General features: G+C 66.1%; 25 protein-coding genes. 13 read left to right on the forward strand and 12 right to left on the reverse strand.

Annotated features, from left to right (window positions below):
* The first annotated feature begins 75 nt into the window (after nt 1-75).
* Nucleotides 76-3,525: a transcription-repair coupling factor gene (gene mfd, locus ACN9M2_RS12555; protein ID WP_426285057.1), complete on the forward strand. Its 3,450-nt coding sequence runs from the start codon at nt 76-78 to the stop codon at nt 3,523-3,525.
* Nucleotides 3,526-3,541: 16 nt separating this feature from the next.
* Here the strand turns inward: mfd and egtD are convergent, their stop codons facing one another.
* On the reverse strand, nt 3,542-4,525 hold the full coding sequence (egtD, locus tag ACN9M2_RS12560) for an L-histidine N(alpha)-methyltransferase (RefSeq protein ID WP_426285058.1): 984 nt from the start codon (nt 4,523-4,525) through the stop codon (nt 3,542-3,544).
* Nucleotides 4,522-5,790 (reverse strand): ergothioneine biosynthesis protein EgtB, encoded by a 1,269-nt coding sequence (gene egtB / locus ACN9M2_RS12565; RefSeq protein ID WP_426285059.1) that lies wholly within the window; start codon nt 5,788-5,790, stop codon nt 4,522-4,524. The genes egtD and egtB overlap by 4 nt, the downstream gene beginning before the upstream one ends.
* 182 nt (nt 5,791-5,972) lie before the next feature.
* On the opposite strand from egtB, the gene ACN9M2_RS12570 reads away from it, so the two are divergent.
* Together ACN9M2_RS12570 and ACN9M2_RS12575 are read left to right on the forward strand one after the other, a co-directional pair.
* Entirely contained in the window at nt 5,973-6,413 is a 441-nt protein-coding gene (locus ACN9M2_RS12570; protein ID WP_426285060.1) for a DUF6491 family protein, read from the forward strand.
* 168 nt (nt 6,414-6,581) lie between these two features.
* The gene (locus ACN9M2_RS12575) at nt 6,582-7,427 is read left to right on the forward strand and encodes a hypothetical protein (protein ID WP_426285061.1); all 846 of its coding nucleotides are present in this window, start codon (nt 6,582-6,584) and stop codon (nt 7,425-7,427) included.
* 131 nt (nt 7,428-7,558) lie between these two features.
* On the opposite strand, the gene ACN9M2_RS12580 is transcribed toward ACN9M2_RS12575, so the two are convergent.
* From ACN9M2_RS12580 to ACN9M2_RS12590, 3 genes are all read right to left on the reverse strand, one after another.
* Complete coding sequence (locus tag ACN9M2_RS12580) at nt 7,559-7,972, reverse strand: hypothetical protein (protein ID WP_371023205.1); 414 nt, start codon at nt 7,970-7,972, stop codon at nt 7,559-7,561.
* Nucleotides 7,973-8,049: 77 nt separating this feature from the next.
* Nucleotides 8,050-10,194, reverse strand: a complete 2,145-nt coding sequence (gene rlmKL, locus ACN9M2_RS12585; protein ID WP_426285062.1) for a bifunctional 23S rRNA (guanine(2069)-N(7))-methyltransferase RlmK/23S rRNA (guanine(2445)-N(2))-methyltransferase RlmL — start codon at nt 10,192-10,194, stop codon at nt 8,050-8,052.
* On the reverse strand, nt 10,191-10,709 hold the full coding sequence (locus ACN9M2_RS12590) for an alpha/beta hydrolase (RefSeq protein ID WP_426285063.1): 519 nt from the start codon (nt 10,707-10,709) through the stop codon (nt 10,191-10,193). The genes rlmKL and ACN9M2_RS12590 overlap by 4 nt, the downstream gene beginning before the upstream one ends.
* 45 nt (nt 10,710-10,754) lie before the next feature.
* Here ACN9M2_RS12590 and ACN9M2_RS12595 point away from each other — a divergent pair, with 45 nt between their 5' ends.
* From ACN9M2_RS12595 to ACN9M2_RS12605, 3 genes are read left to right on the forward strand one after another with little or no spacing between them, the layout of a single operon-like run.
* Nucleotides 10,755-11,309, forward strand: a complete 555-nt coding sequence (locus ACN9M2_RS12595; protein ID WP_426285064.1) for an N-acetylmuramoyl-L-alanine amidase — start codon at nt 10,755-10,757, stop codon at nt 11,307-11,309.
* 47 nt (nt 11,310-11,356) lie between these two features.
* On the forward strand, nt 11,357-12,223 hold the full coding sequence (locus ACN9M2_RS12600) for an acyl-CoA thioesterase (RefSeq protein ID WP_426285065.1): 867 nt from the start codon (nt 11,357-11,359) through the stop codon (nt 12,221-12,223).
* 4 nt (nt 12,224-12,227) lie between these two features.
* Nucleotides 12,228-13,118 (forward strand): LysR family transcriptional regulator, encoded by an 891-nt coding sequence (locus tag ACN9M2_RS12605; protein WP_426285066.1) that lies wholly within the window; start codon nt 12,228-12,230, stop codon nt 13,116-13,118.
* Here the strand turns inward: ACN9M2_RS12605 and ACN9M2_RS12610 are convergent.
* The 6 genes from ACN9M2_RS12610 to ACN9M2_RS12635 form a co-directional block, all read right to left on the reverse strand.
* Nucleotides 13,093-14,352: an MFS transporter gene (locus tag ACN9M2_RS12610; RefSeq protein ID WP_426285067.1), complete on the reverse strand. Its 1,260-nt coding sequence runs from the start codon at nt 14,350-14,352 to the stop codon at nt 13,093-13,095. The two genes, ACN9M2_RS12605 and ACN9M2_RS12610, sit on opposite strands and share 26 nt — an antisense overlap.
* Before the next feature lie 211 nt (nt 14,353-14,563).
* The gene (locus tag ACN9M2_RS12615) at nt 14,564-15,019 is read right to left on the reverse strand and encodes a hypothetical protein (RefSeq protein WP_426285068.1); all 456 of its coding nucleotides are present in this window, start codon (nt 15,017-15,019) and stop codon (nt 14,564-14,566) included.
* Nucleotides 15,020-15,073: 54 nt separating this feature from the next.
* Nucleotides 15,074-16,048 (reverse strand): multidrug resistance efflux transporter family protein, encoded by a 975-nt coding sequence (locus ACN9M2_RS12620; protein ID WP_426285069.1) that lies wholly within the window; start codon nt 16,046-16,048, stop codon nt 15,074-15,076.
* Nucleotides 16,048-17,760, reverse strand: coding sequence for a single-stranded-DNA-specific exonuclease RecJ (gene recJ / locus ACN9M2_RS12625; protein ID WP_426285070.1), 1,713 nt, complete (start codon nt 17,758-17,760; stop codon nt 16,048-16,050). Before recJ ends, ACN9M2_RS12620 begins: the two co-directional genes overlap by 1 nt.
* A complete protein-coding gene (locus ACN9M2_RS12630; protein WP_426285071.1) occupies nt 17,757-18,743 on the reverse strand; it encodes a phosphoglycerate mutase in 987 nt (328 codons plus the stop codon). Before ACN9M2_RS12630 ends, recJ begins: the two co-directional genes overlap by 4 nt.
* Before the next feature lie 2 nt (nt 18,744-18,745).
* Complete coding sequence (locus tag ACN9M2_RS12635) at nt 18,746-20,635, reverse strand: ABC-F family ATP-binding cassette domain-containing protein (RefSeq protein WP_426285072.1); 1,890 nt, start codon at nt 20,633-20,635, stop codon at nt 18,746-18,748.
* A gap of 176 nt (nt 20,636-20,811) precedes the next feature.
* On the opposite strand from ACN9M2_RS12635, the gene ACN9M2_RS12640 reads away from it, so the two are divergent.
* From ACN9M2_RS12640 to ACN9M2_RS12665, 6 genes are all read left to right on the forward strand, one after another.
* Entirely contained in the window at nt 20,812-21,153 is a 342-nt protein-coding gene (locus ACN9M2_RS12640) for a hypothetical protein (RefSeq protein ID WP_426285073.1), read from the forward strand.
* Between the two features lie 196 nt (nt 21,154-21,349).
* Complete coding sequence (locus ACN9M2_RS12645) at nt 21,350-22,387, forward strand: agmatine deiminase family protein (protein ID WP_426285074.1); 1,038 nt, start codon at nt 21,350-21,352, stop codon at nt 22,385-22,387.
* Between the two features lie 45 nt (nt 22,388-22,432).
* Nucleotides 22,433-23,323 carry a carbon-nitrogen hydrolase gene (locus ACN9M2_RS12650; RefSeq protein ID WP_426285075.1) on the forward strand — a complete coding sequence of 297 codons (891 nt, stop codon included), beginning with the start codon at nt 22,433-22,435 and terminating at the stop codon, nt 23,321-23,323.
* A gap of 25 nt (nt 23,324-23,348) precedes the next feature.
* Nucleotides 23,349-24,584, forward strand: coding sequence for a TraB/GumN family protein (locus ACN9M2_RS12655; protein ID WP_426285076.1), 1,236 nt, complete (start codon nt 23,349-23,351; stop codon nt 24,582-24,584).
* A gap of 99 nt (nt 24,585-24,683) precedes the next feature.
* Nucleotides 24,684-25,004 (forward strand): c-type cytochrome, encoded by a 321-nt coding sequence (locus ACN9M2_RS12660; RefSeq protein WP_306850501.1) that lies wholly within the window; start codon nt 24,684-24,686, stop codon nt 25,002-25,004.
* 17 nt (nt 25,005-25,021) lie between these two features.
* Nucleotides 25,022-25,372 carry a c-type cytochrome gene (locus tag ACN9M2_RS12665; protein ID WP_371023219.1) on the forward strand — a complete coding sequence of 117 codons (351 nt, stop codon included), beginning with the start codon at nt 25,022-25,024 and terminating at the stop codon, nt 25,370-25,372.
* A gap of 13 nt (nt 25,373-25,385) precedes the next feature.
* Here ACN9M2_RS12665 and ACN9M2_RS12670 read toward each other — a convergent pair whose 3' ends face one another.
* Nucleotides 25,386-25,979 carry an NfuA family Fe-S biogenesis protein gene (locus ACN9M2_RS12670; protein WP_426285077.1) on the reverse strand — a complete coding sequence of 198 codons (594 nt, stop codon included), beginning with the start codon at nt 25,977-25,979 and terminating at the stop codon, nt 25,386-25,388.
* A 116-nt stretch (nt 25,980-26,095) separates the two neighbouring features.
* On the opposite strand from ACN9M2_RS12670, the gene ACN9M2_RS12675 reads away from it, so the two are divergent.
* Nucleotides 26,096-26,437 (forward strand): 4a-hydroxytetrahydrobiopterin dehydratase, encoded by a 342-nt coding sequence (locus ACN9M2_RS12675; RefSeq protein WP_426285078.1) that lies wholly within the window; start codon nt 26,096-26,098, stop codon nt 26,435-26,437.

Raw genomic sequence — 26,437 nt, forward strand, 5'->3', positions numbered from 1 at the left:
CCACGGCCGCACGAGGAGCCTTCACGGGCAGGTAGTACAATCGACGGCTTGTCAGCAAGGCTCCCGCCCGACTCCATGCCCGTAGCGCTTCCTCGCCCCCCGCTCCCCGTCAACGCCAAGACCCGCCGTTACTGGGCCGCCCCCCACGGTTCCTCCTGGGCGCTCGAGATCGCCGAGGCGGCTCGCGCCCACGACGGCCTGCTGGTCGTGGTGGCGCGCGACACCCGTAGCGCCGACAACCTCGAAAGCGAACTGGCCGTGTTCGCCGGCGAGTTACCGGTCTTGCACTTTCCGGATTGGGAAACCCTGCCCTACGACGTCTTCAGCCCGCATCCGGAAGTGGTGTCGCAACGCATCGCCACGCTGTACCGGCTGCCCAGCACGCGGCGTGGCGTGCTCGTGGTGCCCGTCGCCACGCTGATGCAGCGGATCGCGCCGCGCAGGCACATCACCGGTTCCGGCCTGGTGCTGCGCAAGGGACAGAAACTCGATCTCATCGCCGAGCAGCGCCGGCTCGAAGCCGCGGGCTACCGAAACGTTCCGCAGGTGAGCGAACCGGGCGATTTCGCGGTGCGCGGGGCCCTGATCGACATCTACGCCATGGGCGCGAGCGAGCCCTATCGCGTGGAGCTGTTCGACGACGAAGTGGAATCGATCCGCACCTTCGACACCGAGACCCAACGCTCCCAGCACCAGGTAGAGAGCGTGGACCTGCTGCCCGCGCGCGAATTCCCGCTGACCGAGGACGCCGCGAAGAACTTCCGCAGCAACCTGCGCGAACGCTTTCCGATCGACATCCGGCGCTGCCCGCTATACCAGGACATGAAGGAAGGCGTGACACCCGGCGGCATCGAGTATTACCTGCCCCTGTTCTTCCCAGCCACCGAGACCTTGTTCGACTACATCGCCGGCGACGCGATGTTCGTGCTGGGCGAAGGCGCGCTGGAATCATCCGAACAATTCTGGACGCAGACGGCCGAACGTTACGACCAGCGTGCGCACGACATCGAGCGCCCCGTGCTGCCGCCGAGCGAGATCTACCTGCCGCCGGAGCAGCTGCGCGAGCGCTTGAACAAGCAGGCCCGCGTGGACGTGGTCTCGAAGGATCACGAGCACGCCGTGGACCTGGGCACGCTGCCGGCCCCCGACGTACCGTTGAACCGCAAGGGCGAAGAGCCGGGCACGGCGTTGCGCCATTTCCTCGCCAGCTACCCCGGCCGCGTCCTCATCGCCGCCGATTCCGCGGGTCGCCGCGAGGCACTGATCGAACAGTTGGCCGGCGCGGGCCTGAAGCCGGTGAACGTGGACGGCTGGAAGGATTTCCTTGCGCGCGGCGAATCGCTGGCGATCACCGCCGCCTCGCTGGAACAGGGTTTCGCGCTGGCCAAGCCGGCGCTCACGGTACTCACCGAACGCGAGTTGTTCGGCGAGCGCGTCCGCACGGACCGCAAGCGACGCGCCGGGGCGGCACGCGATCCCGAAAGCATCATCAAGGACCTCACCGAGCTGTCCATCGGCTCGCCCATCGTGCACATCGATCATGGCGTGGGGCGCTACCAGGGCCTCGTTTCGCTCGATGTCGGCGACATGCCCGGCGAATTCCTGACCATCGAATACGCCAAGGGCGACAAGCTCTACGTTCCCGTGGCCCAGCTGGGCCTGGTCAGCCGTTACACGGGCACGGCACCCGAACTGGCGCCGCTGCATTCGCTCGGCGGCGACGCCTGGGAACGTGCGCGGAAGCGCGCCGCCGAGAAGGTGCGCGACGTCGCGGCGGAGTTGCTGGCGATCTATGCGCAGCGCGAGGCCCGCCAGGGCGAGTCCCTGTCGGTCGATCGACAGATGATCGAGGAATTCGCGGCGACCTTCCCGTTCGAGGAAACCGCCGACCAGCAGGCCGCGATCGATGCCGTCATCACCGACCTCGCCGCGCCGCGTGCCATGGATCGCGTCGTCTGCGGCGATGTCGGTTTCGGCAAGACGGAGGTGGCGCTGCGCGCCGCGTTCGCCGCCGCGACCGCCGGCAAGCAGGTGGCCGTGCTGGTTCCGACCACGCTGCTCGCCCAGCAGCATTACCGCAACTTCGCCGACCGCTTCGCCGACTGGCCCGTGCGGGTGGACGTGCTTTCACGCTTCAAGTCGAAGAAGGAAGTGGATCTCGCCCTCGAACGGCTGGCGGACGGCCAGGTGGACGTGATGGTCGGTACACACAAGCTGCTCCAGTCCGATATCCGTTTCAAGAACCTCGGGCTCGTCATCGTCGACGAAGAACAGCGCTTCGGCGTGCGCCAGAAGGAACAGCTGAAGAAGCTGCGTGCCGAGGTCGACCTGCTCACCCTCACCGCCACGCCGATCCCACGCACCCTGAACATGGCGATGAGCGGCTTGCGCGACCTGTCCATCATCGCCACGCCGCCCGCCCATCGCACCGCCGTGCGCACGTTGATCTCCACGTATCAGCCGGCACTCATCCGCGAGGCGATCCAGCGCGAGCTGGCCCGTGGCGGCCAGGTGTATTTCCTGCACAACGAAGTGGAGTCGATCGAGCGCACGGCACGTGAGCTGGCCGAACTCGTTCCCGAAGCACGCATCCGCGTCGCGCACGGCCAGATGCCCGAACGCGAACTGGAACAGGTGATGGCCGATTTCCACCGCCAGCGGTTCAACGTGCTGGTGTCCACCACCATCATCGAGTCCGGCATCGACATCCCCACGGCCAATACGATCGTCGTGAACCGCGCCGACCGCTTCGGCCTCGCCCAGCTGCATCAGTTGCGTGGCCGCGTAGGCCGCTCGCATCACCGCGCCTATGCCTACCTCATCGTGCCCGACCGCCGCTCGATGACGGCGGACGCCGAGAAGCGCCTCGAGGCCCTGGCCTCGCTGGAGGAACTGGGTGCGGGCTTCACCCTGGCCACGCACGACCTGGAGATCCGCGGCGCCGGTGAGATGCTCGGCGAGGAACAATCCGGGCAGATCCAGGAAATCGGCTTCGGCCTGTATACCGAACTGCTCGACCGCGCGGTGCGCGCGTTGAAGTCCGGCAAGGTACCCGACTTCGACCTCACCTCCGAGCACGAGACCGAGGTGGAGCTGCATCTGCCGGCGTTGATCCCCGAGGACTACCTGCCCGACGTACACACGCGTCTGACGCTGTACAAGCGCATCGCCAGCGCACGGAACGACGATGGCCTGCGCGAGTTGCAGGTGGAGATGATCGATCGTTTCGGCTTGTTGCCCGACCAGACGAAGTGCCTGTTCGCGGTGGCCCAGCTGAAGCTCATGGCGACACCGCTGGGTATTCGCAAGCTCGACTTCGGTGCCAACGGCGGCCGCGTCACCTTCCGCGAAAAGCCGGACATCGACCCGATGGCCCTGATCAAGCTGATCCAGCAGCAACCGAGGGTGTTCAAGATGGACGGCCAGGACAAGCTGCGCGTGATCCTGGAGCTTCCCGGGTCGGCGGAGCGCATTCGCACGGCGCAGGATGTGCTGGTGGCGCTGGGAGCGCCGCGGCCGGGCTGAATCGCTGTGGCTAGCCTCAAGGTACCGGCGTAGCCCGCACCAGGTACTGCACGCTGAAACGGCGCGCCTCGTCCATCCACACCTTTTCCACCGCCAATCCCGCCTTGTGCGCCATCTGGGCGAAATCGTCCAGCGAATACTTGCAGCTGTATTCCACATGCATCGCCTCGTCCTCGCGGAAGGCGAAGACGTCGTGGCCGACATGCACGTCCTGCCGCTTCGTGCTCACCAGGTCGGTCTCGATGCGCCCCGCCAGCACGTTGTAGCGTGCGCGATGACGGAAGCCGTCGATGTCGAAGTCGGTACCGATCTCGCGATTCAAGCGCACCAGCATGTTCAACGTGAAGTCGCGGGTGATACCCGCGGCATCGTTGTACGCCGCCTCGATCTCGGCGTGGTCCTTCTTCAGGTCCACGCCGACGATGATGCCGCCACCATCGCTCATCTCCGTGCGCATCTGGCGCAGGATACGGACGGCGTCCTTGGTTTCGAAATTGCCGATGGTGGAACCGGGGAAATAGATCACCGTGCGACGGGGTGAGCGCGTTGCCACGGGAAGACGCAATGGCTGGGTGAAATCGGCACAGACCGGCTGCATCGGCACATCCGGAAAACGGGCCGCCAGGTCGGCTACGCTTTCCATCAAGGCGGTGCGCGATATCTCCACCGGCACGTAAGCCACCGGCGTCTGCAGATGTTCGAGCAACATGCGCGTCTTGATGCCGCTGCCACTGCCGTATTCCACGAGGCGGACGTCGGGACCCAGGGTGTCGGCGATGTCACCCGCATGATCGCGCATGATCGCGATCTCGGTACGGGTGAGGTAATACTCGGGTTGCTCGCAGATGGCCTCGAACAGGGTCGATCCACGCTCGTCATAGAACAATCGCGACGGGAGTCTCTTTGGCTTCGCGGCGAGGCCGCGGCGAACGGTATCGAGGGTGTCCTCGACATCCGGGTGACGGTCATCGACGCGGATGTCTTTCGGTTGAGCGCTCATCGATCGTTTCCAAGTCGTATCCCCGCGAACTGCCAACGGGCATGGGGAGGAAAGAAATTCCGGTAGGTCGCACGAATATGGTCGGCGGGAGTGGCGCAGGACCCGCCTCGTAATACCCATTGGCCATTCATGAACTTCCCGTTGTATTCGCCCAGTGCGCCAGCCAGCGGCCGGAAGCCCGGATAACTGACATATGGGCTCATCGTCCATTCCCAAATGTCGCCGTACATCTGTCCGAGCGTCGTCTCGAACGATGCGGCACAGGGTTGGAACACGCCGTTATCCTGAAGGTTCCCACGCACGGGAAGTTCCGCGGCCATGATTTCCCACTCCACTTCCGTGGGCAGGCGGGCGCCGGCCCAGCGCGCGAATGCGTCGGCCTCGAAATAACTCAGGTGGCATACGGGTGCATGGGGGTCGATCTCGCGGCGGCCATGCAAGGTGAATTCGGTTTCGAGGGCGTCGTCCCAGTACAAGGGCCGGAACCAGTGTTCCGCCTGCACCGCGGCCCAGCCATCGGAAAGCCAGAGCAGCGGATCGCGATATCCACCATCGCGCACGAAAGCCATGTACTCGGCATTGGTCACGGGACGATTGGCTATCGCCCCCGCCTGCCGATACGCCCGATGCCGTGGTCCTTCGTTGTCGAAGGCGAAGCCGGTCCCTTCATGGCCGATCTTCACCACGCCTTCGTCGAAGGGAACATAGCGCAGCGGCTGCGCGACGACGGGAACCGCATGTGCGACCTCCGCTGCATACACGGGCTCCAGCGGGTTCTGTGCGAACGCGTGCTTGATATCGGTAAGCAACAATTCCTGATGCTGCTGTTCGTGCTGCACACCCAGTTCGATCAACGAGGGAAGCATGGCGTCGTCGCCACGCACGATGCGCTCCGCGACCGCCTCGTCGACTCGGCGCCGATACGCGAGCACCTCATCGAGGCCCGGCCGGGTCAGCATGCCGCGGTGCGGCCGGGCATGCATCGGCCCCACCGACTGGTAGTAGGAATTGAACAGGTAATGCCATTCGGGATGGCGCGGTTCGTAATCCGCGTCGCGGCCCAGCACGAAATGTTCGAAGAACCAGGTGGTATGGGCCAGGTGCCACTTGGCCGGGCTGGCATCGGGCATGGACTGGATGACGGAGTCTTCCGGCGAGAGCCTCGCCGCCAGTTCCGTGCTGCACCGCCGAATCCGGAGGAAGCGATGGGCGAGGTCCGAGCCGGCCTGGGGAGCTCTATCGAGGCCGAGCGTGGGCGTGCTCATGCATGGGGTCCTGTGCGAGGGACGGTCGCCACTGACATTCGCGAACGATGCCCGAGCAAACGTTCAACGAATGTGAGCGGACCCTGCCGGCGGCTTAACGGCAGGTGCACCGATCCCGCATGGACTCTCGCCTCCACGCCCGTTCGGGCTTAACGTGGAAGTCCCACCCCGAGGGTATGGCCATGAACCTCCGCTACCTGCTCGCCGCCTCCCTGCTCGTCACCGTCAGCGTCCACGCCGAAGGCTCCGGCGCGCCTCCGCAGGCGCGCAAGGAACTCCCGTTCGCCGACTGCCTGCGCACCGACCGCATCAACGAATGGAACGTGATCGACGACCGCACCATCACCGTGCGCAATGGCCCCAACCACTTCCTGGTCAAGACAACCGTGGCTTGTCCGCGCGTTGATCTCGGTGGCGGCGTCCACTTCCGCGCCTCGGAGAGCGACAAGGCCGTCGGTTCCATGCGTATCTGTGGCGGTATCAACGAGCAGATCGTCCGCCGTGACGATCCCCCGTGCCAGATCCAGTCCGTACAGACGATCGACAAGGCCGAGTTCGACAAGCTCGCGAAGAAGGCCAAGCGACACGGCTCGGGAGCGGAGCCGAACGGCATGGTGCCGTAAACGGAAAGGATTTCGGGGCCATTCCACGGTCGGTGCCGGATTTCCGCACCGTCCGCTTACAACCGATGACCGATGGGCCGGCATCGACCGCTCGGCATAAACTCCCATGTCCGCGCCGCACGCCAGAATCCGGCGGCGCGGGCGCCATATCACACAGGGAGCGTCGATATGTCCGGGACATCCAGTTCGACCGAATCGGGGCTCGTCCTCACCCTACTCAGCGGATACGACGGAAGTTATGACGCCCCGCTACCCCTGGGGCCATTGACCGTCGAACCGACGTCGCCTTCATCCCCCTTCAGTATGGGGGAATGGGGACTCGCACTCGACGGCAAGGCCATTGTCAGGCTCTCGACGTCTCATCGCTGGGTGGAACTCTTAGGCACCTCCCTCAAAAACATGATCGCGACATTCTTCGACGATGCGGGAAACACCCTGGATAGGGTCACCGTCCCTGGCCATTTGCCGCTGGCCTACGCGAACGACAAGGGTATCCGAAGCTTCGAGCTGAGCCACGACAGCTCCATGTACACGCCGAGTCTGTGGAAGGTCATCTTCAGGGAACTGCCTTCATCCGTCATCCCCCTGACCGGTTACAACGGCAACTACCCGTCCATCGACCTCGGCGATGCGTCCATCACGGCGAATCCTGAACCCATCATCATGCATTGGTACGGCATGGAACACGTGAACCGGCCACGCATCGAACTTGCCCAAACCTATACGAACGTCGGCCTGACAGGTAGCGACGATATGTCATGGCTGAGGGCGGCGTTCCTCGACGGCGACGGAAACGTTCTGAAAGTATTGGAGGCGACGGAATACGGAGGACCCAGATATCACAACCCGAAGGGAATTCGCTATGTCGAACTGCACGAGCCAATCGAGGGCCCCTACGCGGCGCTGGCGACATCGGTGGTCGCCACCGACGATACGAACGCTCTGGATCGATACCTGAAGCTCATCAAGACCCAGGGAAGACTCATCGCGGACCACCGGAAAAAACAGCGCTGATCTTCAGAAGCATCCCGGCGCTCAGCGAACGAGCCGACGATAAGACACTTCCCCGGACGTCCGCGATGAACCAAGAAAAAAGCCCGGCGAACGCCGGGCTTTTCCTGTTCCTGCAATGTGATGCTTTTCGATCAATAACCGTCGTCGCGCACGTAACGCGTGCCACCGTAGCCGTCATCGACGTAGGTCGTCGTGGTGGTTACGCGACGGGTGACGACCGGCGCATCTTCGTAGACGACCGTGGCCGGGCGGCTGTAGTAGACCGGACGATCGTCGTAGACGACCGTGCGCGGCGCCGTGGCGTTGGCAACCAGGCCGACGACCGCGCCGGCCACGATGGCACCGGCGATCCAGCGACCCGCGTGGTCGTAGTGGCCGCGGCCGTAATAACCGCCACCATGGTAGCCATAGCCACCGTGATAGCCGTAACCGCCATGGTAGCCGCCGCCGTAGTAGCCGTGCCCGCGGGCAAACGCGCTCGGCGCGAAAGCCATCAGACCCGCAGCGGCGATGGCGAGAGCCGACTTGACGAACGTACCTTTCATGACAGTTACCTCCGGGTGTTGGACGCAGATTCGCGCTCCGGCACTGAATCCGGACTGAAGTTTTTTCGACCCGCCGTTCACGTTTGCCACGGATTCACGAACGGCTTCCGAAGCAGCCAGCAGCCATGGATATCGTGACGCCGGGCGAAGTCGAACGGAATGCTCGGTGCGCTCCAGTCTTCGATGGAGAAATGGGGTTCCAGGGCCGCCCGATCAAGCTGGAAACGACGATAATTGTTCGAGAAAACAATGACTCCATCCGGCAGCAGGCGCTCGGCGCACAGCAGCAGCAGCTTCACGTGGTCGCGCTGGACGTCGAAGTCGTCGGCCTTCTTGGAGTTGGAGAAGGTCGGCGGGTCCACGTAGATCAGGCCGTACTGCATCGAACGGCTCTGCAGGAAGGTCAGCGAATCCTCCTGGACCAGGCGGTGGCGGTTTCCGGTGAAGCCGTTCAGGGCCAGGTTGCGCGAGGCCCAGTCCAGGTAGGTGCCCGAGAGGTCCACCGTGGTGGTGTCGCGGGCGTCGCCGGCGGCGGCATAGACGCTGGCGGTGCCCGTGTAGGCGAACAGGTTCAGGAAATGCTTGCCGGCCGCGAGTTCACGGATCTTCGCCCGGACCAGCCGATGATCGAGGAACAGGCCGGTATCGAGGTAATCGGTCGGGTTGATCAGGAAGGACAGGCCGCCCTCGTGGACCTCGATGAACTCGCCCTTCTGGTCGAACTGGCCGTACTTGGAACCGCCCTTGCCGCGCTCGCGTGTCTTCACCGCGATACGTTCGCGGGGAATGCCCAGGACCTCGCCCGCCACGCGGACGATCTCGCGCATGCGCAGGCGTGCGACGTCCACGGGGACGTCCTGCGGCGCCTTGTATTCCTGGATGTGCAGCCAGTTCTCGTAGACGTCGATGGCCGCGGCGTATTCCGGCAGGTCCTGGTCGTAGGCGCGCCAGCAGGTGATGTCCTCGCGGGCCAGGCGCTTGCGCAGGTGGCGGACGTTCTTCTCCAGCCGGTTCTTCAACATCTGCGCGCCTTCGGACAAAGGCTTGGCCTCGCGCGGCGCCTCGTCCCGGGCACGCAGGGCGAAGGTCAACAGCGGAGTTTCCAGCGCGCCGTTGAACAAGGCGTAACGCTTGTCCGGGCTCAGGCGCAACGCGCGGCCCAATTCCTCGTCGCCGGACAGCACGGCGGCACGCCAGCCGCCGAAGCGGTCTTTCAGCGCCTGGCCCAGGTCCCGGTAAAGACCGGGCAACTCGGCGCGGTCGCCCAGGCGCTCACCGTAGGGCGGGTTGGTGATGACCAGGCCCAGCGGCGTTTCCGGCGGCGGCTCCACATGAGCGGCATCGCGACGGTCGAGGTGGATGAATCCGGCCACGCCCGCGCTCTGCGCATTGCGCTTGGCGGTCTGCACCATGTGCGGATCGGAATCGCTGCCGAAGAACACCGGGCGCAGCGCCCGCAGGCCCTCTTCGGCGCGCGCCTTGGCTTCGTCGTAGATGCCGCGCCACAGCGTGTAGTCGTGCTTACGCCAGCCCAGGAAGCCGTAGTAGTCGCGGCGCAGGCCCGGCGCCACGTCGGCGGCCATCAGCGCGCCCTCGATCAGCAACGTGCCCGAGCCGCACATCGGGTCGACCAGCGCGCCGCCTTCGGCGTAGATGCGCGGCCATTGGCCCCGCACCAGCATGGCCGAGGCCAGGTTTTCCTTAAGCGGCGCCTCGCCCTGCTGCTCGCGCCAGCCGCGGCGGTGCAAGGGCAGGCCGGAGAGGTCGATCGACAGCGTGGCGCGGTCGCGGCGCAGGCGCACGTTCACCCGCACGTCGGGTTCCTCCGGGTCCACGTCGGGCCGCGCGCCACTGGCGGCACGAAACTGGTCGACGATGGCGTCCTTGGTCTTGAGCGCGATGAACTGGCTGTGGGTGAGCTTGCTCTGCGCGGTGTTGGCGTCCACCGCCAAGGTTCCATGCGCGGCGAGGTGCTCGGCCCAATCGATGCCCTGCACGCCGGCATAGAGGGCCTCCGGATCGGCGGCATCGAACTCGGCCAGCGGCAGCAGCACCCGGCTGGCCATGCGCGACCAGAGGCAGGCACGGTAGGCCGTCTCGATCGTGCCGGTGAACGACACGCCGGCCAGCGCCTCGCGCACGTCGCCGGCGCCCAGGGCGATGAGTTCGTCCTTGAGCAGATATTCCAGCCCTTTCGGACAGGTGGCGAAGAAGGCGCTCATGCCAGCCCGCCCAGGAAGCGACGGAATTCGGCTTCGATGTCCGGGAGCGTCGCGCCAAGGCGGTGGTCGTCCGGGACCAGCAGCGCGGGCACGGCGTGGCCGCGGGCGAAGGCGAGCGCCTCGTCGAGAGGGCACACATCGTCCGCATAGCCGTGCACGAGGAACGAGGGCACGCCCGGCCGGGCGGCGAACGCCCGGGGATAACCGGGGATGCGCGCCGGCAAGGCAAGCAGGAACAACCCGGCGATCGGTGCCTCCAACGAGGCCAGGCCGGAAACGAAGGCGCCCATGCTCGAACCGACCAGCACTGGGGGCCGCGGCGAAGCTGAGATGGCGGCGGCCAACCGGGCGAGGCGGGGATCGATCGAACCCGCATGGCCGAGTACGTCGTCCTCACGGTAATCGGGCCGCGCCGTGGTCCAGCCGAGCGTTTCGGCCAGGGCGGCGAGCGCACTGACCTTGGTGGCGTCGGGACCGGAATCGGAACCGTGGGAAAGGATGATGTGGCCGCGCATGGCGGTCTCCGTACGCGGAATGACCGCCTATGTTATCAAAGCGGCATGATCGACATCCTTCACGCCCCCCTGCCCTACGAGTCCGTCCTCCCCCAGCGGGAGCCCGGGTCCATCGACCTCGTGGTGATCCACTGCACGGAACTGCCCGACCTGGCCATGGCCCGCGAGTACGGCGAGCGGGTGCTCTACGACTCCGGCGCGGGCAACAGCGGCCATTACTACATCGACCGCGACGGTTCGGTGCTGTGCTACGTGGACCCGCTGCGCGTGGCCCACCACACCCGTGGCTACAACCCGCGCTCGATCGGCATCGAACTGGTGAACACCGGCCGCTATCCCGACTGGTTCCACTCCGCGCGGCAGACCATGACCGAGCCCTACCCGGAACGCCAGATAGCCGCCTTGCGCGACCTGCTCGATCACCTCGTGGAGCGCTTCCCTTCGCTGCGCCACATCGCGGGCCACGAGGACCTGGACACGGCCCTGGTGCCCGCCAGCGACGACCCCGAGAACGAAGTGCCGCGCAAGCGCGATCCGGGCCCGCAGTTTCCCTGGGCCAGGGCGTACGACGCGGGACGATTGGGCCGGCTGACCGGCTAGGCCCGTTATACTGGCCGCCCATCGCGCCACCGCTTACCAGGACCCCCATGTCGGACAACCATGTCGGCGAACTCGTCGAGCTGATCGAACTCGAACGCCTGGAAGACAACCTCTTCCGTGGACAGAGTCGCGACATCGGCACCCGTTTCGTTTTCGGCGGGCAGGTGCTCGGCCAGGCATTGTCGGCCGCGCAACGCACGGTGGACCCGAAACGCGAGGCGCATTCCCTGCACGCCTACTTCCTGCGCGCCGGCGACATCAACGCGCCGATCGTCTACAGCGTGGAACGCACGCGCGACGGCGGCTCGTTTTCATCGCGCCGCGTGGTCGCGATCCAACACGGCCAGCCGATCCTCAACGGTTCCATCTCGTTCCAGGAGCCGGAGGAAGGCTACGAACACCAGATGTCCATGCCCGAAGTGCCTGCGCCCGAAGACGTCGAGCCGATGCCGGCCATGTCGCTTGAGCAATTGGGCCGCCTGCCGGAGAAGACCCAGCGCTGGCTCGGTATCGACGGCCCGTTCGAGTTTCGCCATGTCTGGCCGCGCGACGAACTGCGCCCTGCCAAGCGGCCGCCCTACCAGCACATCTGGTTCCGTCTCACCGCGCCGATCGATAACACATTGTCGTTGCACCAGGCCCTGCTTGCCTACGCATCGGACTTTCACCTGATCGGCACGGCGACCCTGCCGCATGGCATTTCCTACCTCACCCGCAACATGCAGATGGCGAGCCTGGACCACGCGCTGTGGTTCCACCGTCCCTTCCGTATCGACGAGTGGCTGCTGTACTCCTTCGACAGCCCGACCTCACAGGGCGCGCGTGGCCTGGCGCGCGGCATGATCTACACTCGCGACGGCATCCTCGTGGCATCCACGGCGCAGGAAGGCCTGATCCGCGTCCGGCCGGATTGATCGCATGAACATCGAGCTGCGGCATCTGCGCTATTTCATCGCCGTTGCCGACGAGCTCCATTTCAGCCGGGCCGCCGAACGACTGGGCATCTCCCAGCCGCCACTCAGCCAGCAGATCCGCGACCTGGAAAGCATGCTCGGCGTGCGCCTGCTGCGCCGGACCAACCGGCGCGTCGAACTCACCGATGCAGGCCGCGCTTACCTGGACGCCGCGAAGGACATCGTCGCGCGCGTGGACGATGCCGGAGACATGGCACGCCGCGCCGAACGCGGCGAGATCGGCGAATTGCATGTCGGCTTCACGCGCAGCACGCCATTGATCGAGCGTTTCCCGCGAGCGATCCGAGCGTTCCGCGAAACCTATCCGTCGGTACGGCTGGTACTGCAGGAACGCAACACGCTTCAGCAGATCGAATGCCTGCTCGACGATCGCCAGCAACTGGGGCTGATTCGTGGCGCCGTGCTTCCCGCGCCCCTCGTCACGCGCAAGCTGGTGGACGATCCACTGGTCGCCGTGATTCGTGCCGACCATCCGCTGGCACGGCGCAAGCGCGCGAAGCTGCGCATGGAAGAACTCTCCGACGAGAACTTCATCGTATTCACCCGCGCGGCGGGCACCGGCATCCACGACCAGCTGTTGACGATGTGTCGCAACGCGGGCTTTTCGCCGCGCATCTCGCAAGAGGCCGGGGAATCGTCGACCATGATCGGCCTGGTCGCCGCGGGCATGGGCGTGGCGGTGTTGCCGCAATCGATGCGCCACGTGCAAGTGGATGGCGTGGCCTACGTCACCATCGATTCGCCCGACGCGGCGAGCGCCTTGCACCTGGCGCACCGCCGCGACGATGCGTCGCCACTGGTGAAGGCCTTCATGAAGCTGATGCTAAAGGCGTGAGCCTGCGCAGCTTCAGCGCGATACCGAGGCCGAGCAAGACGAGTACCGCGACATAACCCGCGACGCCGTTCCAACCGCCATGGGTCCACGCGATGCCGCCCAGCGAGCCGGCGATGCTGGAACCCATGTAGTACGAGAACAGGTAAAACGACGAGGCGTGCGCCTTGGCGGAGGGTGCGCGGTTGCCGACCCAGCTACTCGCGATGGAATGCCCGCCGAAGAAACCGAAGGTCATCACGGCGATACCGGCCACGATGGCCCAGAGCGATCCGCTCGCCGTCAACGCCACGCCGACCAGCATCATCACCAAGGTGGTCCAGAGCACGCGACGACGACCGAGCCTTCCGGCGATCGATCCGATCCATGCCGAGCCGACGACGCCGACCAGGTAGACCATGAAGATCGCACCGACGTGGGACTGCGAGAGCGAGAACGGTGGCGCGAGCAAACGGTAGCCCACGTAGTTGTAGATGGTGACGAAGGCCCCCATCAGCAGAAAGCCTTCCGCGAACAGCCACGGCAAGCCCTTGTCACGCCATAGCGAAACGAACGCGTCCCCCAGCACGCGCGGGTGCGCGCGACGCTTCTGGAAATGCAGCGAAGGCGGCAATCCGCGCGCCACGAGGAACGCCGCGACCAGGCCCAAGGCACCGATCGCGCCGACCGCCACGCGCCACGACGCATGATCCGCCGCGAAGCCGGAGAGGATGCGCCCGCTCATGCCTCCGATGGCGTTGCCGCCTATATAGAGGCCCATCGCATAACCGATCGATTCGCCGTGCACTTCCTCGCTCAGGTAGGTCATCGCCACGGCGGGGAGGCCTGCCAAGGTGAGACCCAACACGGCGCGCAACACCAGCAGCGACGTCCAGTTCGGCGCCATCGCGGTCAGCAGCACGAGCAACGACGAGCCCAGCAACGATGCCAGCATGATGGGCTTGCGCCCCCACGCATCCGACATCGCGCCGGCGAAGAGCATCGCCACGGCCATGACACCAGTGGTAAGCGAGAGCGACAGGCTGCTGGCCGCCGCGTCCACGTTGAAGGCGCGGGACAATGCGGGCATCAGGGGCTGCACGCAGTAGAGCAGCCCGAACGTCGCGAAGCCCGAGGAAAACAAGGCGAGATTGGTGCGCCGGAAAGCCGGCGTGCCATGACGGATGCGTCGATCCGCGAGCACCGCCGGCGCGGCGGGCGATGAGCCGTCCACGGGAACCTCCAGGGAAAGAGCCATACGCAAAGGCTAGTCCCTGAATTGAGTCGAATCGATACAGCAAAAGCTCCGCTTCGATATCCTCAAAGTATGATTAACCCTGATGGGAGCCGACCTTGTCGGCGATCCCGCGGCAGCGGGCCAGGTCACGGCAAGCACCCATCGCCGACAAGTCGGCTCCCACAAAAGCGGCTCCCACGGCAGTGAGGGCCGCAGGAGCGGAGGCCATAGGTCAGCGGGAGACGGTGCCGCTCGCCCCGCCATCCCACTGCACCGCCGATGCGAGTTCCTCGTTCGTCAGCGCCAGCTCGCCGCCATCCTCCGCCGTCTTGACCGCCACCACGTGCTCGCCTCGCCGCGACAGTTCGGAAACTCCCGTCGCCGTCAGCGCCTGCATACGGCTCTCCTCGGTGGCGAGCAGGACCAGCAAGGTCTTCGATCCTTCGACGAAACGAACCCCGCTGGTCGCGCCGGACCTCGCCAGCTCGACCGATTCCAGTGGCACGGCTCGCACCTTGCCAGCCCAGCGCGGCGGCGCGACGAAGGTGTATCCCGCGGCCTCGTCGCGCCAGACGAAGCGTTTCATCGGCTCGGGGGCCGGCGCGGGTTGGCCGTGGGTGCCGGGCGGAGGCGTGGCGGAGGCGATCGTGGGCAGCCCGAGCAGCAAGGCGAGAACGACGGTTTTCATGGCCAGGTCTCCGTGAGGATCGCCTCAGCCTACGCCGTATCCGTCACGTCGGCGTCAAGCGTCGCGCGCGGCGTCGCTATCGTCGCCTGGCGCCGCCTCTTTCCCGCTGACCCATGCGAACAGGCCGATACCGACGATGATGGCGACGGCTCCCGTCGCAGCCAGGGTGCCAGGAATGGCTTCGCCCAGGAAAACCGCACCGATCGCCGTGGCGAACAACAGTTCGGCCGCCTGCATCGCCTCGACGGCGGCCAGGGCCGTCGGCTGCCGCCCGACCCGCTCCGTAGCGTGGAAGAACAACACCGTGGCGATCACGCCCGAGGACAAGGCCACGCCACTCGCCAGCAGTACTTCACGCAGCGACGGCGGCCCGATCGTCATCCAGGTCACGACGAACAACACGAGCCACAGTGGCCAGCTCGCCAGGGTCATGCCAAACACACGCTGTACCGCCCCGAGCTTCGTACCGCTGCGTTCCAGGTGAAGCAGGATTTTCCGGTTGCCTAGCGGATAGGCGAAGGCGGCGAAGACCACCGCGCCCACCGCCAGCCATGCGAAAGCGTCCAGCGCGCCGTGCGCATGACCGAACTGCAGGAGCATCACGCCGACGACGATCAGCGTCCCGATCGCCAGCGCGCCGCCATGCCAGCGCGCACGCTCGTCGCGATAAATGAAGGGAGCCATCAACGGACCGGCGAGAACGGTCACCTGGAAGCTGCCTGCCACCAGCCACGACAGACCGCTGCTAGCCGCCCAGGTCAGCGGCACGCCGAACAGCACGAAACCGACCGTGCTCCAGCCGAGCCATGTCCGCGCATGCGAGCGCAACTCGTGTGGCAGGTTGCCCAGCCCACCCTGGAACGGCAATACGGCGGCCAGCAAGGGCAATGTGACGATGTAGCGAAGGATCACCGCCCATTGCCAGTGACCACCGCCGCTGACGACGGCGCGATTCAGGACATAGGTCAGGGTGAAGAACAGCGCCGAAAGCAGCGCGATCGCCACGGCGGTGAGTGCGTTGGAACGCATCAGCCAATGGCTTCCATATGTGTCAACAGCAGCCGAAGACTTTCCCTGCCCTGCCAGTCGTTGACGGAAAGCTCGTAGGCCACGCGCATCCGCGACGGTGGCGGGGTTCCGTCGTAGCAGTTGAACATCACGGCATCGAGCGGCGCTCCGCCCTGCTCGTGACGCAATTGCAGGCGAAGGTGACGACTCCCCATCGGCTTCCACGAGGCGCATTCGACACGCGCCTCGAAGAGGGGTGGTGGAAAGCCCTGACCCCAGGGGCCGGCGTGGCGCAGTTGCTTCGCGAGGTCGAGGGTATGGTCGCGGTAATCCAGTTCGCCGTCGGTATGGACGAGGGCTTGCAGGCGCTCATCATCCAGGTGGGCGCGCGCCGTCGCGTCGAAGGCGGCGGCGAAGCGCTCGAAATCGGCGGCCTGCAAGCTCAGGCCGGCAGCCATCGCGTGCCCACCGAAGCGAAGGATCAGTCCTGGATGTTTCGCATCGATCTCGGCCAGGGCATCGCGGATATGAAAGCCCGGGATGGAGCGGGCGGAACCCCGCAGTTCACCCGTTTCGTCCCCCGCCGGTGCGAACGCGAGCACCGGGCGGTGCAGCTTCTCCTTCAGCTTGGAGGCCACGAGGCCGACGATGCCCGCATGCCAGCCGGGATCGAACAAGGCGACACCCACGGCATCCACGTGCGCCGCGCGCGCGACCATCGTCTCGGCCTCCTCGACCATGCCCGCCTGCATCTCGCGGCGTTCCTGGTTGATCGCCGAAAGTTGTTCGGCGTAGCGCCTCGCGATGCCGGGATCGTCGGTGAGCAGGCAGGCGACGCCGAGCGACATGTCTTCGAGGCGACCGGCGGCGTTGAGCCGCGGGCCGATCGCGAAGGCCAGGTCGGTCGCTCCCACGGTCGCCAGCGAGCGTCCGCTGCCTTCGATGAGCGCCGTGACACCCGCACACGCCTTGCCTGCGCGCATGCGCTTCAGGCCCGCATCGACCAGCACGCGGTTGTTGAAATCCAGCGGCACGAGATCGGCCACGGTACCGAGCGCGACCAGATCCAGCAGCGCGCTCAGATCCGGCTCGCCGTTGGGAAAATGGCCTGCGTCACGCATGGAGGCGCGGATGCCCAACAGCAGATAGAACATGACGCCGACGCCGGCGAGCGCCTTGCTCGGAAAACCGTCACCGGCGAGGTTGGGATTCACCATGGCGTCGGCTTCGGGCAGCGTATCGCCCGGCAGGTGGTGATCGGTGATCACCACCGAGATACCGCGCGCGCGCGCCGCGGCCACGCCGGCGATGCTGGCCACGCCGTTGTCGACGGTCACGATGATGTCCGGTGTCGGGTCGAGCGACGCCACCAGCGCTTCACTCAGGCCATAGCCGTGCACGAAGCGATTCGGCACCACGTGGCTCACGTGACGCGCCCCGAGCAGGCGAAGGCCGCGTTCGGCCACCGCCGTGCCGGTGGCACCGTCGCAGTCATAGTCACCGGCGATGACGATGCGCTTGTCTTCGGCGATGGCGCGCATGAGCAAGGCGACGGCGCGGTCCATGCCTCCGAGCAGGTCGGGCGACAGCATCCGCGCCAGTCGATGTTCGGCGCCGTCCGGCGTGCATACGCCTCGCGCGGCATAGATGCGCTGGATCACGTGGTGGACGTGAGTTGGCCAGCCGCTCGGCGCGGCGACGACGGCGCGCTGGCGCCAGGCTTTCGCGATCATGCCTTGCGCCAGAAGCGAAGGCGGTGGCGCTTACGCAACACCATGCGCACGCCATCGGCGAAGGCGAGGCGAACCTCGGTGCCAGCCGTGAGACGCGCTTCGATCGCGGGCCACCAGTCGCGTTCGAAAGCGGACGGCTGAACGTCCTGAAGGTCGAGCAGGCTGTATGCGGGAGCCGCTTCAGCGGCGATGGCTGGGTTGCCGCGAGCACCCTTCGCCGCTGAAGCGGCTCCCACAGGGGCTGCTCCTGCATGGGCGGAGGGGGCGAACATCGTGCGCGATTGGACGTCCACGTTCGCGCGATGGGCCAGGGCCCAGGCGAGCAGGTCGTCGCTGTAGATGCGCGACAGGCCGCATTCGACCCAGTCGGGGAGCGCCCCGGGGCCCCACAGCCAGACACTGTTCACCGGAGGCAAGCCCTGCGCCGCGCGCGACCGGTTGACCGGGTGATTGTGCAGGACCACTTGCGCTTCGTTGATCAAGGCGCGCCAGCGCCGCCCTTCTTCGCCCTTGGGCAACTGCTCGAAGAGATCGGCACCAAGCGCATCCTCCGGCTCGGGAAAGGACGGCACGTCGACGTAGCCCGGCAGGCGCAGCTGCCAGTGTTGCGCATCGCCGACCAGGAGGCTCATTCCTTCCGCCTCGAAGGTTTCGGCAAGCGCGTCGACCAGGCTCTTCGAATCCTCCACGCTCAAGCCGAGGTTGCCACAGGCCAGCAGGCGGGCGCCGTTGAGTTCCGGCTGCACCCACGCGGGATCGGCGGACAACCACAGGGCGCCACCGGCGTCGCCAGCCACCGACTGGCGGATCAGCGCGGCCGCGGGCAAGGGGCCATGCGGCCAACGGAAGTGTTCCGCTAGTGCGACGAGATAGCCCGGCACCTCCGTTGGCAGCGTCGTTCCGCGTGCGAGCCAACCGGCGAAGGAGGGAACGCCGCCCACCTTGTCGCGTCCCGGCAACAGCACATGGAGGACGGCGCTCACGCTCAGGCCTCGATCTGTTCGAGAAGTTCGAGCCATTCCGCTTCGAGCGTTTCCTTGCCACCACGCAACTCGGCCTGGCGCTGGCCGAGCTTCATCAATTCGGCCGTGGGGCCGCCATACACGGCCGGATCGGCCAGTCTGCCTTCGATCATGCCGAGTTCCTTGTCCATGCTTTCGATCAACGCCTCGATCTTCTTCACCCGTGCGCGCAAGGGCTTTTCCTTCTCGCGATCCTCGGCACTCAGCTTGCGCTTCTCCTTCGCCGACTCCTGCACGGGCGCGTCGGCCGGCGCCGAGGCTACGGCCGCTGTCTTGCGCGTGGTGGCGCGACTGCGCAGCCACTTCGCGTAGTCGTCGAGGTCGCCATCGAAGGGCTCCACCTTGCCGTCGGCCACGCGCCAGAACTCGTCGCAAACCATGCCGAGAAGATGGCGATCGTGCGACACCAGCACCAGGGCGCCATCGAAAGCCGCAAGCGCATCGGCGAGCGCTTCGCGCATGTCGAGGTCGAGATGGTTGGTCGGTTCGTCGAGCAGCAGGAGGTTCGGCTTGTCCCACGCGATCAGGGCGAGGGCCAGACGCGCCCGCTCGCCGCCGGAGAAGGCGTCCACCGGCTCGAAAGCACGATCCGCCGGGAAGTTCCAGGTGCCGAGGTAATCGCGCAGCACCTGCGCGCCGGCATTCGGCGCCTTTTCCTGCAGATGGTCGAAGGGACTCGCGCCTTCGCGCAGGCTTTCGACCGTGTGCTGGGCGAAGTAGCCGATCTTCGTGTCCTTGTGGAAACCGCGCTCGCCGACCAGCGGCACGAGTTCGCCGACCAGCGATTTCACCATCGTCGACTTACCGGCACCGTTCGGACCCAGCAGGCCGATACGGTCTCCGGATTCCAGCCCGAAGGCGATGTCGTGCAGGACGACGTGATCGCCGTAGCCCGCGTCCACGTGATCCAGCTGCAACATCGAGGTCGGCAGCCGGTCGGGCGTCGGGAACGAGAAACTGAAGGAGCGCTCGGCCCGCACCGCCTCGGTGCCGGCCATTTTTTCCAGGCGCTTCATGCGCGACTGTGCCTGCTTGGCTTTGCTGGCCTTGGCCTTGAAACGGTCGATGAAGGATTGCAGGTGCGCCCGCTCGGCTTTCTCGCGCTCGTGCGCGATCTGCTGCTGGCGCAGATGTTCGGCGCGCTGGCGTTCGAAGGCACTGTAGTTGCCCGCATACAGTTTGGCCGTGCCGTCGTGCAGATGCATCGTGTGCGAGATCACGCCGTCGAGGAATTCGCGGTCGTGGGAGATGATCAGCAGCGTGCCCGGATAACGACGCAACCATTCCTCCAGCCAGAGCACGGCGTCGAGGTCGAGATGGTTGGTGGGCTCGTCGAGGAGGAGCAGGTCGGAAGGCGCCATCAGGGCCCGGGCAAGGTTGAGGCGCACGCGCCAGCCGCCCGAAAACGAGGACACCGGTCGCTCATGGGTTTCAGGCGCGAAGCCGAGGCCGTGCATGAGTCGGCCGGCGCGGGCACGCGCGTCGTAACCGTTCACTTCCTCGATGCGCATGTGGGCGGCGGCCACGGCTTCATGGTCCTCGGCGGCGAAGGCGTCCGCTTCGGCCTTGAGGGCGGCGGCCACTTCCACGTCGCCACCCAGGACGTATTCGATCGCCGGGTCGGGCAAGGCGGGGGTTTCCTGGGCCACGGAGGCGAGACGCACCTTCGACGGCATGTCCAGGTCGCCCACCTCCGGCTCCAGCTCGCCCTTCAGCGCGGCGAACAGGGTGGACTTGCCACAGCCGTTGCGGCCGATGACGCCGAGGCTCCAGCCGGTCTGGATCGTGAGATCCATCTGCGACAACAAGGTGCGGCTGCCCCGGCGCAGGGCGAGGTTGCGAAACGAGATCATGGATAGGCATGCAGGCGATAGACGACTGCGCATGATAGCCGTCCCGCTCCATCCGCGTCGCCGAAACGCGACGCAGCACACAAGCGCGAAGTCCGCCGGGCGCCGCCCATGGCGCGCCCCCGGGCGATCTGCTACAACGGCGTCCTGCGCCGCATGGGGAGCGCGACGGAGCCATCATGAACACCTTCAAGCCTGTTTTCACCGCGATCGCGCTGGCGCTCGTGTCGGCCTCCGTGGCCCCGTCCGTCCGTGCCGGCGACACCCTGCTCATGCAGCGCGTGCAGCAGGAGCAGGCGATGAACCTGCCGAAGAAAGGCATGAGCATGGCCGAGGTGGAGCGCCGCTACGGCCAGCCCACCGCCAAGCTCGACTCCCGCGGTGGCGGCAGCCGCAAGCAGCCGGTGATCAACCGCTGGATGTATCCGGGCTATATCGTCTATTTCGAGCGCAGCCACGTGATCCACGCGGTGTTGAACACGCCAGCGGGCAACAACCTCAATCCGGCGAATCCGAAGTAACCCCGAGCGCCATCGCCGCTGAAGCGGCTTCCCACCGAACCAGCGACAGCCGGGTGGGAGCCGACCCTGTCGGCGATCCCGCGGCAGCGGGCCACGCTGAGGCAAGCACCCATTGCCGACAGGGTCGGCTCCCACCGGGCAGCGGTAACCGGGAAGTCCTACAATAGCCGGCTTCCCTTGCTGCCCTGCCTTCGCCATGACCGACCGCTCTTCCTACCGCCTGCCCGCCGAATGGGAGCCGCAGGCTGGCGTGCTCATTGCCTGGCCGCATGCCGGAACCGACTGGGCCGACCGCCTGGCCGGCGTGGAGGCCACGTACGTGGCGCTGGCCGCGGCGGTGACCCGCTTCGAGCCGCTGCACATCGTGGTCGCCGACACGGCCCTGCGCGAACGTGCCCGGCTGGCCATCGAAAAGGCCGGCGCCGACATGGCCCGCGTGCACTTCATCGAATTGCCCTACGACGACACCTGGCTGCGCGACTCCGGTCCGATCACACTCACCGGCCCGGATGGCGTGCTGCTCAACGATTACCGCTTCACCGGTTGGGGTGGCAAGTTCGGTGCGGAGCAGGACGACGCGCTGATTTCCGGCTTGCTCGAGCGTGGCGTCCTGGCCGGTCTGCCGCACAAGCGCATCGACTGGGCCCTGGAAGGCGGCGGCATCGAGAGCGACGGCCGGGGCACCATCCTCACCACGTGGAAGTGCCTGCACCAGCGCCATCCGGACCTTTCCCGCGAGACGATGACGGACACCCTGGCCACCACCCTGCACGCGGATCGCGTGCTGTGGCTGGAACATGGCTATCTTGAAGGCGACGACACCGACGCCCATATCGACACTTTGGCGCGTTTCTCCGAGGACGGCGGCATCGTGTACCAGGCGTGCGACGACGAGAGCGATCCGCATTTCGAGGAACTGGGCCAGATGGCCTCGGAACTGGCCGAGCTGCAGACGCCGGAGGACAAGCCCTATCCGCTTCATCCGCTGCCATGGGCCCGGCCGATCATCGATGAAGATCGCCGCCTCGCGGCGTCCTACGCGAACTACCTGATCGTCAATGGCGCCGTGCTGGTACCGGCTTACGGCGACCGTGTCGATGACGAGGCGGCGCGGATCATCGGGCTGGCGCATCCGGGCCGCGAAGTGGTCCAGGTGCCGTGCCGTCCGCTGATCTGGCAGAACGGCAGCCTGCATTGCATCACCATGCAGCTGCCCGCCGCGATCACCCGGTAATCCACCCATGCATGCGCGGCGGGTGCCGCGCGAGGAAAGACGTCCATGACCCGCAAGACCCTCAAGGTCGCCCTCCTCCAGGAAACCGACCGTGGCAACCGCGACGCCAACCTCGACGCCATCGAGGCGGGACTGCGCGAGGCGGCGAAAGCCGGCGCGGAACTGGTGCTGTTGCAGGAACTGCACAACGGCCCGTACTTCTGCCAGCGCGAGAGCGTCGAGGTATTCGATCTCGCCGAGACCATTCCCGGCCCGGGCACCGATCGCATCGGCAAGCTCGCCGAGGAACTCAAGCTCGTGGTCGTCGCCTCGATCTTCGAGAAGCGCGCCACCGGCCTGTACCACAATACGGCCGTGGTCTTCGACCGCTCGCGCGCGATCGCCGGCAAGTACCGCAAGATGCACATTCCCGACGATCCGGCTTTCTACGAGAAGTTCTACTTCACGCCGGGCGATCTCGGTTTCGATCCCATCCAGACCTCGGTCGGCAAGCTCGGCGTGCTGGTGTGCTGGGACCAGTGGTACCCCGAAGCCGCGCGCCTGATGGCGCTGGCCGGTGCCGACCTGCTGTTCTATCCCACCGCGATCGGCTGGGACCCGAACGACTCCGACGAGGAGAAGGCCCGCCAGCGCGAGGCATGGATCACCGTGCAGCGTGGCCATGCCGTCGCCAATGGCCTTCCCCTGCTCTCGTGCAATCGCACCGGTTATGAGGCCGATCCCTCCAACGTCGGCAGCGGCATCCAGTTCTGGGGTTCGAGCTTCGTCGCCGGGCCGCAGGGTGAGTTCCTCGCCCAGGCCGGTACCGACGGGCGCGAATTGCTGGTCTGCGATGTCGACATGGAACGCAGCGAACACGTGCGCCGCATCTGGCCGTTCCTGCGTGACCGCCGCATCGATGCCTACGGCGATCTCACCAAGCGCTTCCGCGACTGACCCCACCCCAAGGACCACCCCGCGAATGATTCCGGCCGAGTACGACGTCACCCTGCCCGCCGCCCTGGAAGGCCAACCCATCGAGCGCATGACGCGCGACGGCGTCGAGTACGTCATCCTCGGCACGGCGCATGTGTCGCGCGCCAGCGTGCAGGCGGTGGATGCGTTGCTGGAAACCGAGCACTTCGACGCCGTGGCGGTGGAGCTGTGCCCCAGCCGCGCGCACGGCATCCGCGATCCGGAAGCGTTCAAGCAAATGGACCTCTTCCAGGTCATTCGCCAGGGCAAGGCCGGCATGGTCGCGGCCAGCCTGGTGCTCGGCTCGTTCCAGAAGCGCCTCGCCGCGCAGTACGGCATCGAACCCGGCGCCGAAATGAAGGCCGCGATGGACGGCGCAGACGCGCGCGGCATCCCCGTGTGGCTGGTAGATCGTGAAGTCGGCACGACGCTCAAGCGGGCCTGGCGCAGCGTAGGTTTCTTCCAGCGCTTCGGCCTGATGGCCGGCATGCTCGGCAGCGTGTTCGAGCGCGAGGAGATCGCCGAGGCCGACATCGAGAAGCTGAAGCAGGCGGACCTGCTCGAAAGCGCGTTCAGCGAATTCGCCAGTGGCTCCGCGCCGCTCTATCACGCGCTCATCGCCGAGCGCGATGAATTCATGGCGGCGAAGCTCCGCGAGAACGGCGCGGCGATGGACCCCTCGGCTCCCAGCCGCAAGGTGCTCGTCGTCATCGGCGCCGGTCACCTCAAGGGCATGAGCGCCCAGTTGGCGGACCAACACGGCGACGCGCGGGCGCTCGCCGATGATCTCGCGGTCACGCCACCGGCGTCGAAGTGGCCGAAAATTCTTGCCGTCGCGCTGGTCCTGGGTATTTTCGCCGCGATCGGCTATGCCTTTTATCGCAGCCCGAGCCTGGGCGTCGACGCGCTGAAGAACTGGATACTGCTCACGGGCGGCCTTTCGGCGCTGGGTGCGCTGATCGCCGGCGCCCATCCGTTGTCCATCGTCGCCGCTTTCGTCGCCGCGCCGCTGAAGCCCTTCCGCCCCGGCATTCCCTCCGGCGCGATCAGCGCCATGGCTGAAGCCTGGGTGCGCAAGCCGCGTGTGCTGGATTTCGAACGCCTGCGCGACGACATCACCCACTGGACCGGTTGGTGGAAGAACCGCGTGGCGCGCACCCTGCTCAATTTCTTCCTGGTGAGCATCGGCACCATCGCCGGCGAGTACATCGCGGGTATCCACATCATCCGCAGCCTGTTCTGACGGCGCTTTCCCGGCCCGAGTTGTCCGCCGTCGCGACACGCCTCTATACTTCGACGGCTATTCAACCCCCGGCCCCGCCCGGCACCCAGGGAACACTTAATGAAGCGTCTGCATCTGGTTGGACTGATCGCTGTAGCTCTGTGCGCCGCATCCGCCGCGCATGCCGAAGGGGACAAGGCCAAGGGTCGCACACTCGTCTACACCTGCAATGGCTGCCACGGCGTGCCGGGCTATGCCAACGCGTACCCCGAATACCACGTGCCGCACATCGCCGGCCAGAACGAGCAGTACATCGTCAACGCCTTGAAGGCCTACAAGAGCGGCGAGCGCAAGCACCCGACGATGGGCGCCCAGGCGCAAAGCATGTCCGACCAGGAAATCGCGGATATCGCCGCCTACCTTTCCAGTCTCGCCAAGTAAGCCGCCGAGGACGAACGATGATCCGTGGGTTTTCCCTGATTGCCATCGGCGCGCTCCTTGCGCTTGCCGCCACCCAGACCTTCGCCGCCGGTGACCCGGCGCGCGGCAAGACCAAGATCGCCACCTGCGTGGCCTGCCACGGCCAGGACGGCAACGCCGTCGATCCGCAGTACCCGCGCCTTGCCGGCCAGTACGCCGACTATCTCGCGCAGGCCCTGCACGAGTACAAGGACGGCCGCCGCGACAACGCCATCATGAAGGGCTTCGCCGCGACGCTGTCCGACCAGGACATCGACGATGTCTCCGCCTACTTCGCCACGATGCCGACGAAGCTGCAGGGTCTCGAGCACCACATCCAGGGCGAATGACCGCCCTGGCGCCTTATCCGGCCGCGCGGGCGAAGTAGGGCTTTTCGCCCGTCTCGTGGTCGGTGGCGTCGCGCACTTCCGTGATCTCTGGAATGCGCTCGCGCAGGGTCTTCTCCACCCCGTTCTTCAGCGTCACGTCGACCATGCCGCAACCGTGGCAGCCGCCGCCGAAGCGCAGCACGACCACGCCCTCAGCCGTCACCTCCACCAATGAGATACGGCCTCCGTGCGAGGCGATCTGCGGCGCGATCTCCGACTCGAGAACGAACTGCACGCGCTCGACGAGCCCGGCACCCTCGCCCGGCGCCTCGCCCTTGATCCGCGGTGCGCGGATGTTGAGCTGGCTACCCGTGGGGGTGGTCTCGTAGTCGATATTGGCGGGATCGAGCCAGCGCATGCTCTCGCTGTCGACGTACAGGTTGAAGCCTGCGCACTCGACCGTCCATTCGTCGCCGGTGAGTTCCGAGGCGCCACAGAATTCCAGTTCGCATTGAGCGGAAGGCGTGCCCGCCGCCACCACGCGCAAGCGTATGCCCAGGCCCTCGTCACCTTGCTGGGCCAGCAGGCGCTGGAAATGACCCTGCGCGCGTTCGGAAATGTCGATCATGATGGCTCCGGGGTAATCAGCACCATTTTAGTACGCTTTCGAGTTGGGCGCCGTCTTTTGACAATTCAACCGCCAGCGCGGACGCTTCGCGCTTTCTCAGGATGGATGGATACACCATGACCCTCTCCCCGCTCGCCACCCAGCACTGCCAGCCGCGCAAGGGCGCGGAGCACGCGCTCGACAACGCCGCCGTCGACGGCCACCTGGCAAGCCTGCCCGGCTGGAAGGTCACCGCCGACGGCAAGGCCATCGTCAAGGATTTCCGTTTCTCCGACTTTCACCACACCCTCGGCTTCATCAATGCCGTGGGCTTCATGGCCAACCAGGAAGATCATCATCCGGACCTCGAAGCGGGCTATGGCCATTGCCAGGTGTTGTGGTCCACTCACGATGTCGGCGGCCTCTCCCTGAACGACTTCATCTGCGCCGCGCGGGTCGAGGCCCTGTTGGACCGCTGA

It is taken from the genome of Luteibacter sp. E-22, from assembly GCF_049913125.1.
In the GTDB taxonomy this organism is placed as follows: domain Bacteria; phylum Pseudomonadota; class Gammaproteobacteria; order Xanthomonadales; family Rhodanobacteraceae; genus Luteibacter.

What these genes read in the sequence shown, in the direction of transcription:
- mfd (WP_426285057.1), top strand. Translation starts at nt 76, where the DNA reads ATGCCCGTAGCGCTTCCTCGCCCCCCGCTCCCCGTCAACGCCAAGACC.
- egtD (WP_426285058.1), bottom strand. Translation starts at nt 4,525, where the DNA reads ATGAGCGCTCAACCGAAAGACATCCGCGTCGATGACCGTCACCCGGAT.
- egtB (WP_426285059.1), bottom strand. Translation starts at nt 5,790, where the DNA reads ATGAGCACGCCCACGCTCGGCCTCGATAGAGCTCCCCAGGCCGGCTCG.
- ACN9M2_RS12570 (WP_426285060.1), top strand. Translation starts at nt 5,973, where the DNA reads ATGAACCTCCGCTACCTGCTCGCCGCCTCCCTGCTCGTCACCGTCAGC.
- ACN9M2_RS12575 (WP_426285061.1), top strand. Translation starts at nt 6,582, where the DNA reads ATGTCCGGGACATCCAGTTCGACCGAATCGGGGCTCGTCCTCACCCTA.
- ACN9M2_RS12580 (WP_371023205.1), bottom strand. Translation starts at nt 7,972, where the DNA reads ATGAAAGGTACGTTCGTCAAGTCGGCTCTCGCCATCGCCGCTGCGGGT.
- rlmKL (WP_426285062.1), bottom strand. Translation starts at nt 10,194, where the DNA reads ATGAGCGCCTTCTTCGCCACCTGTCCGAAAGGGCTGGAATATCTGCTC.
- ACN9M2_RS12590 (WP_426285063.1), bottom strand. Translation starts at nt 10,709, where the DNA reads ATGCGCGGCCACATCATCCTTTCCCACGGTTCCGATTCCGGTCCCGAC.
- ACN9M2_RS12595 (WP_426285064.1), top strand. Translation starts at nt 10,755, where the DNA reads ATGATCGACATCCTTCACGCCCCCCTGCCCTACGAGTCCGTCCTCCCC.
- ACN9M2_RS12600 (WP_426285065.1), top strand. Translation starts at nt 11,357, where the DNA reads ATGTCGGACAACCATGTCGGCGAACTCGTCGAGCTGATCGAACTCGAA.
- ACN9M2_RS12605 (WP_426285066.1), top strand. Translation starts at nt 12,228, where the DNA reads ATGAACATCGAGCTGCGGCATCTGCGCTATTTCATCGCCGTTGCCGAC.
- ACN9M2_RS12610 (WP_426285067.1), bottom strand. Translation starts at nt 14,352, where the DNA reads ATGGCTCTTTCCCTGGAGGTTCCCGTGGACGGCTCATCGCCCGCCGCG.
- ACN9M2_RS12615 (WP_426285068.1), bottom strand. Translation starts at nt 15,019, where the DNA reads ATGAAAACCGTCGTTCTCGCCTTGCTGCTCGGGCTGCCCACGATCGCC.
- ACN9M2_RS12620 (WP_426285069.1), bottom strand. Translation starts at nt 16,048, where the DNA reads ATGCGTTCCAACGCACTCACCGCCGTGGCGATCGCGCTGCTTTCGGCG.
- recJ (WP_426285070.1), bottom strand. Translation starts at nt 17,760, where the DNA reads ATGATCGCGAAAGCCTGGCGCCAGCGCGCCGTCGTCGCCGCGCCGAGC.
- ACN9M2_RS12635 (WP_426285072.1), bottom strand. Translation starts at nt 20,635, where the DNA reads ATGATCTCGTTTCGCAACCTCGCCCTGCGCCGGGGCAGCCGCACCTTG.
- ACN9M2_RS12640 (WP_426285073.1), top strand. Translation starts at nt 20,812, where the DNA reads ATGAACACCTTCAAGCCTGTTTTCACCGCGATCGCGCTGGCGCTCGTG.
- ACN9M2_RS12645 (WP_426285074.1), top strand. Translation starts at nt 21,350, where the DNA reads ATGACCGACCGCTCTTCCTACCGCCTGCCCGCCGAATGGGAGCCGCAG.
- ACN9M2_RS12650 (WP_426285075.1), top strand. Translation starts at nt 22,433, where the DNA reads ATGACCCGCAAGACCCTCAAGGTCGCCCTCCTCCAGGAAACCGACCGT.
- ACN9M2_RS12655 (WP_426285076.1), top strand. Translation starts at nt 23,349, where the DNA reads ATGATTCCGGCCGAGTACGACGTCACCCTGCCCGCCGCCCTGGAAGGC.
- ACN9M2_RS12660 (WP_306850501.1), top strand. Translation starts at nt 24,684, where the DNA reads ATGAAGCGTCTGCATCTGGTTGGACTGATCGCTGTAGCTCTGTGCGCC.
- ACN9M2_RS12665 (WP_371023219.1), top strand. Translation starts at nt 25,022, where the DNA reads ATGATCCGTGGGTTTTCCCTGATTGCCATCGGCGCGCTCCTTGCGCTT.
- ACN9M2_RS12670 (WP_426285077.1), bottom strand. Translation starts at nt 25,979, where the DNA reads ATGATCGACATTTCCGAACGCGCGCAGGGTCATTTCCAGCGCCTGCTG.
- ACN9M2_RS12675 (WP_426285078.1), top strand. Translation starts at nt 26,096, where the DNA reads ATGACCCTCTCCCCGCTCGCCACCCAGCACTGCCAGCCGCGCAAGGGC.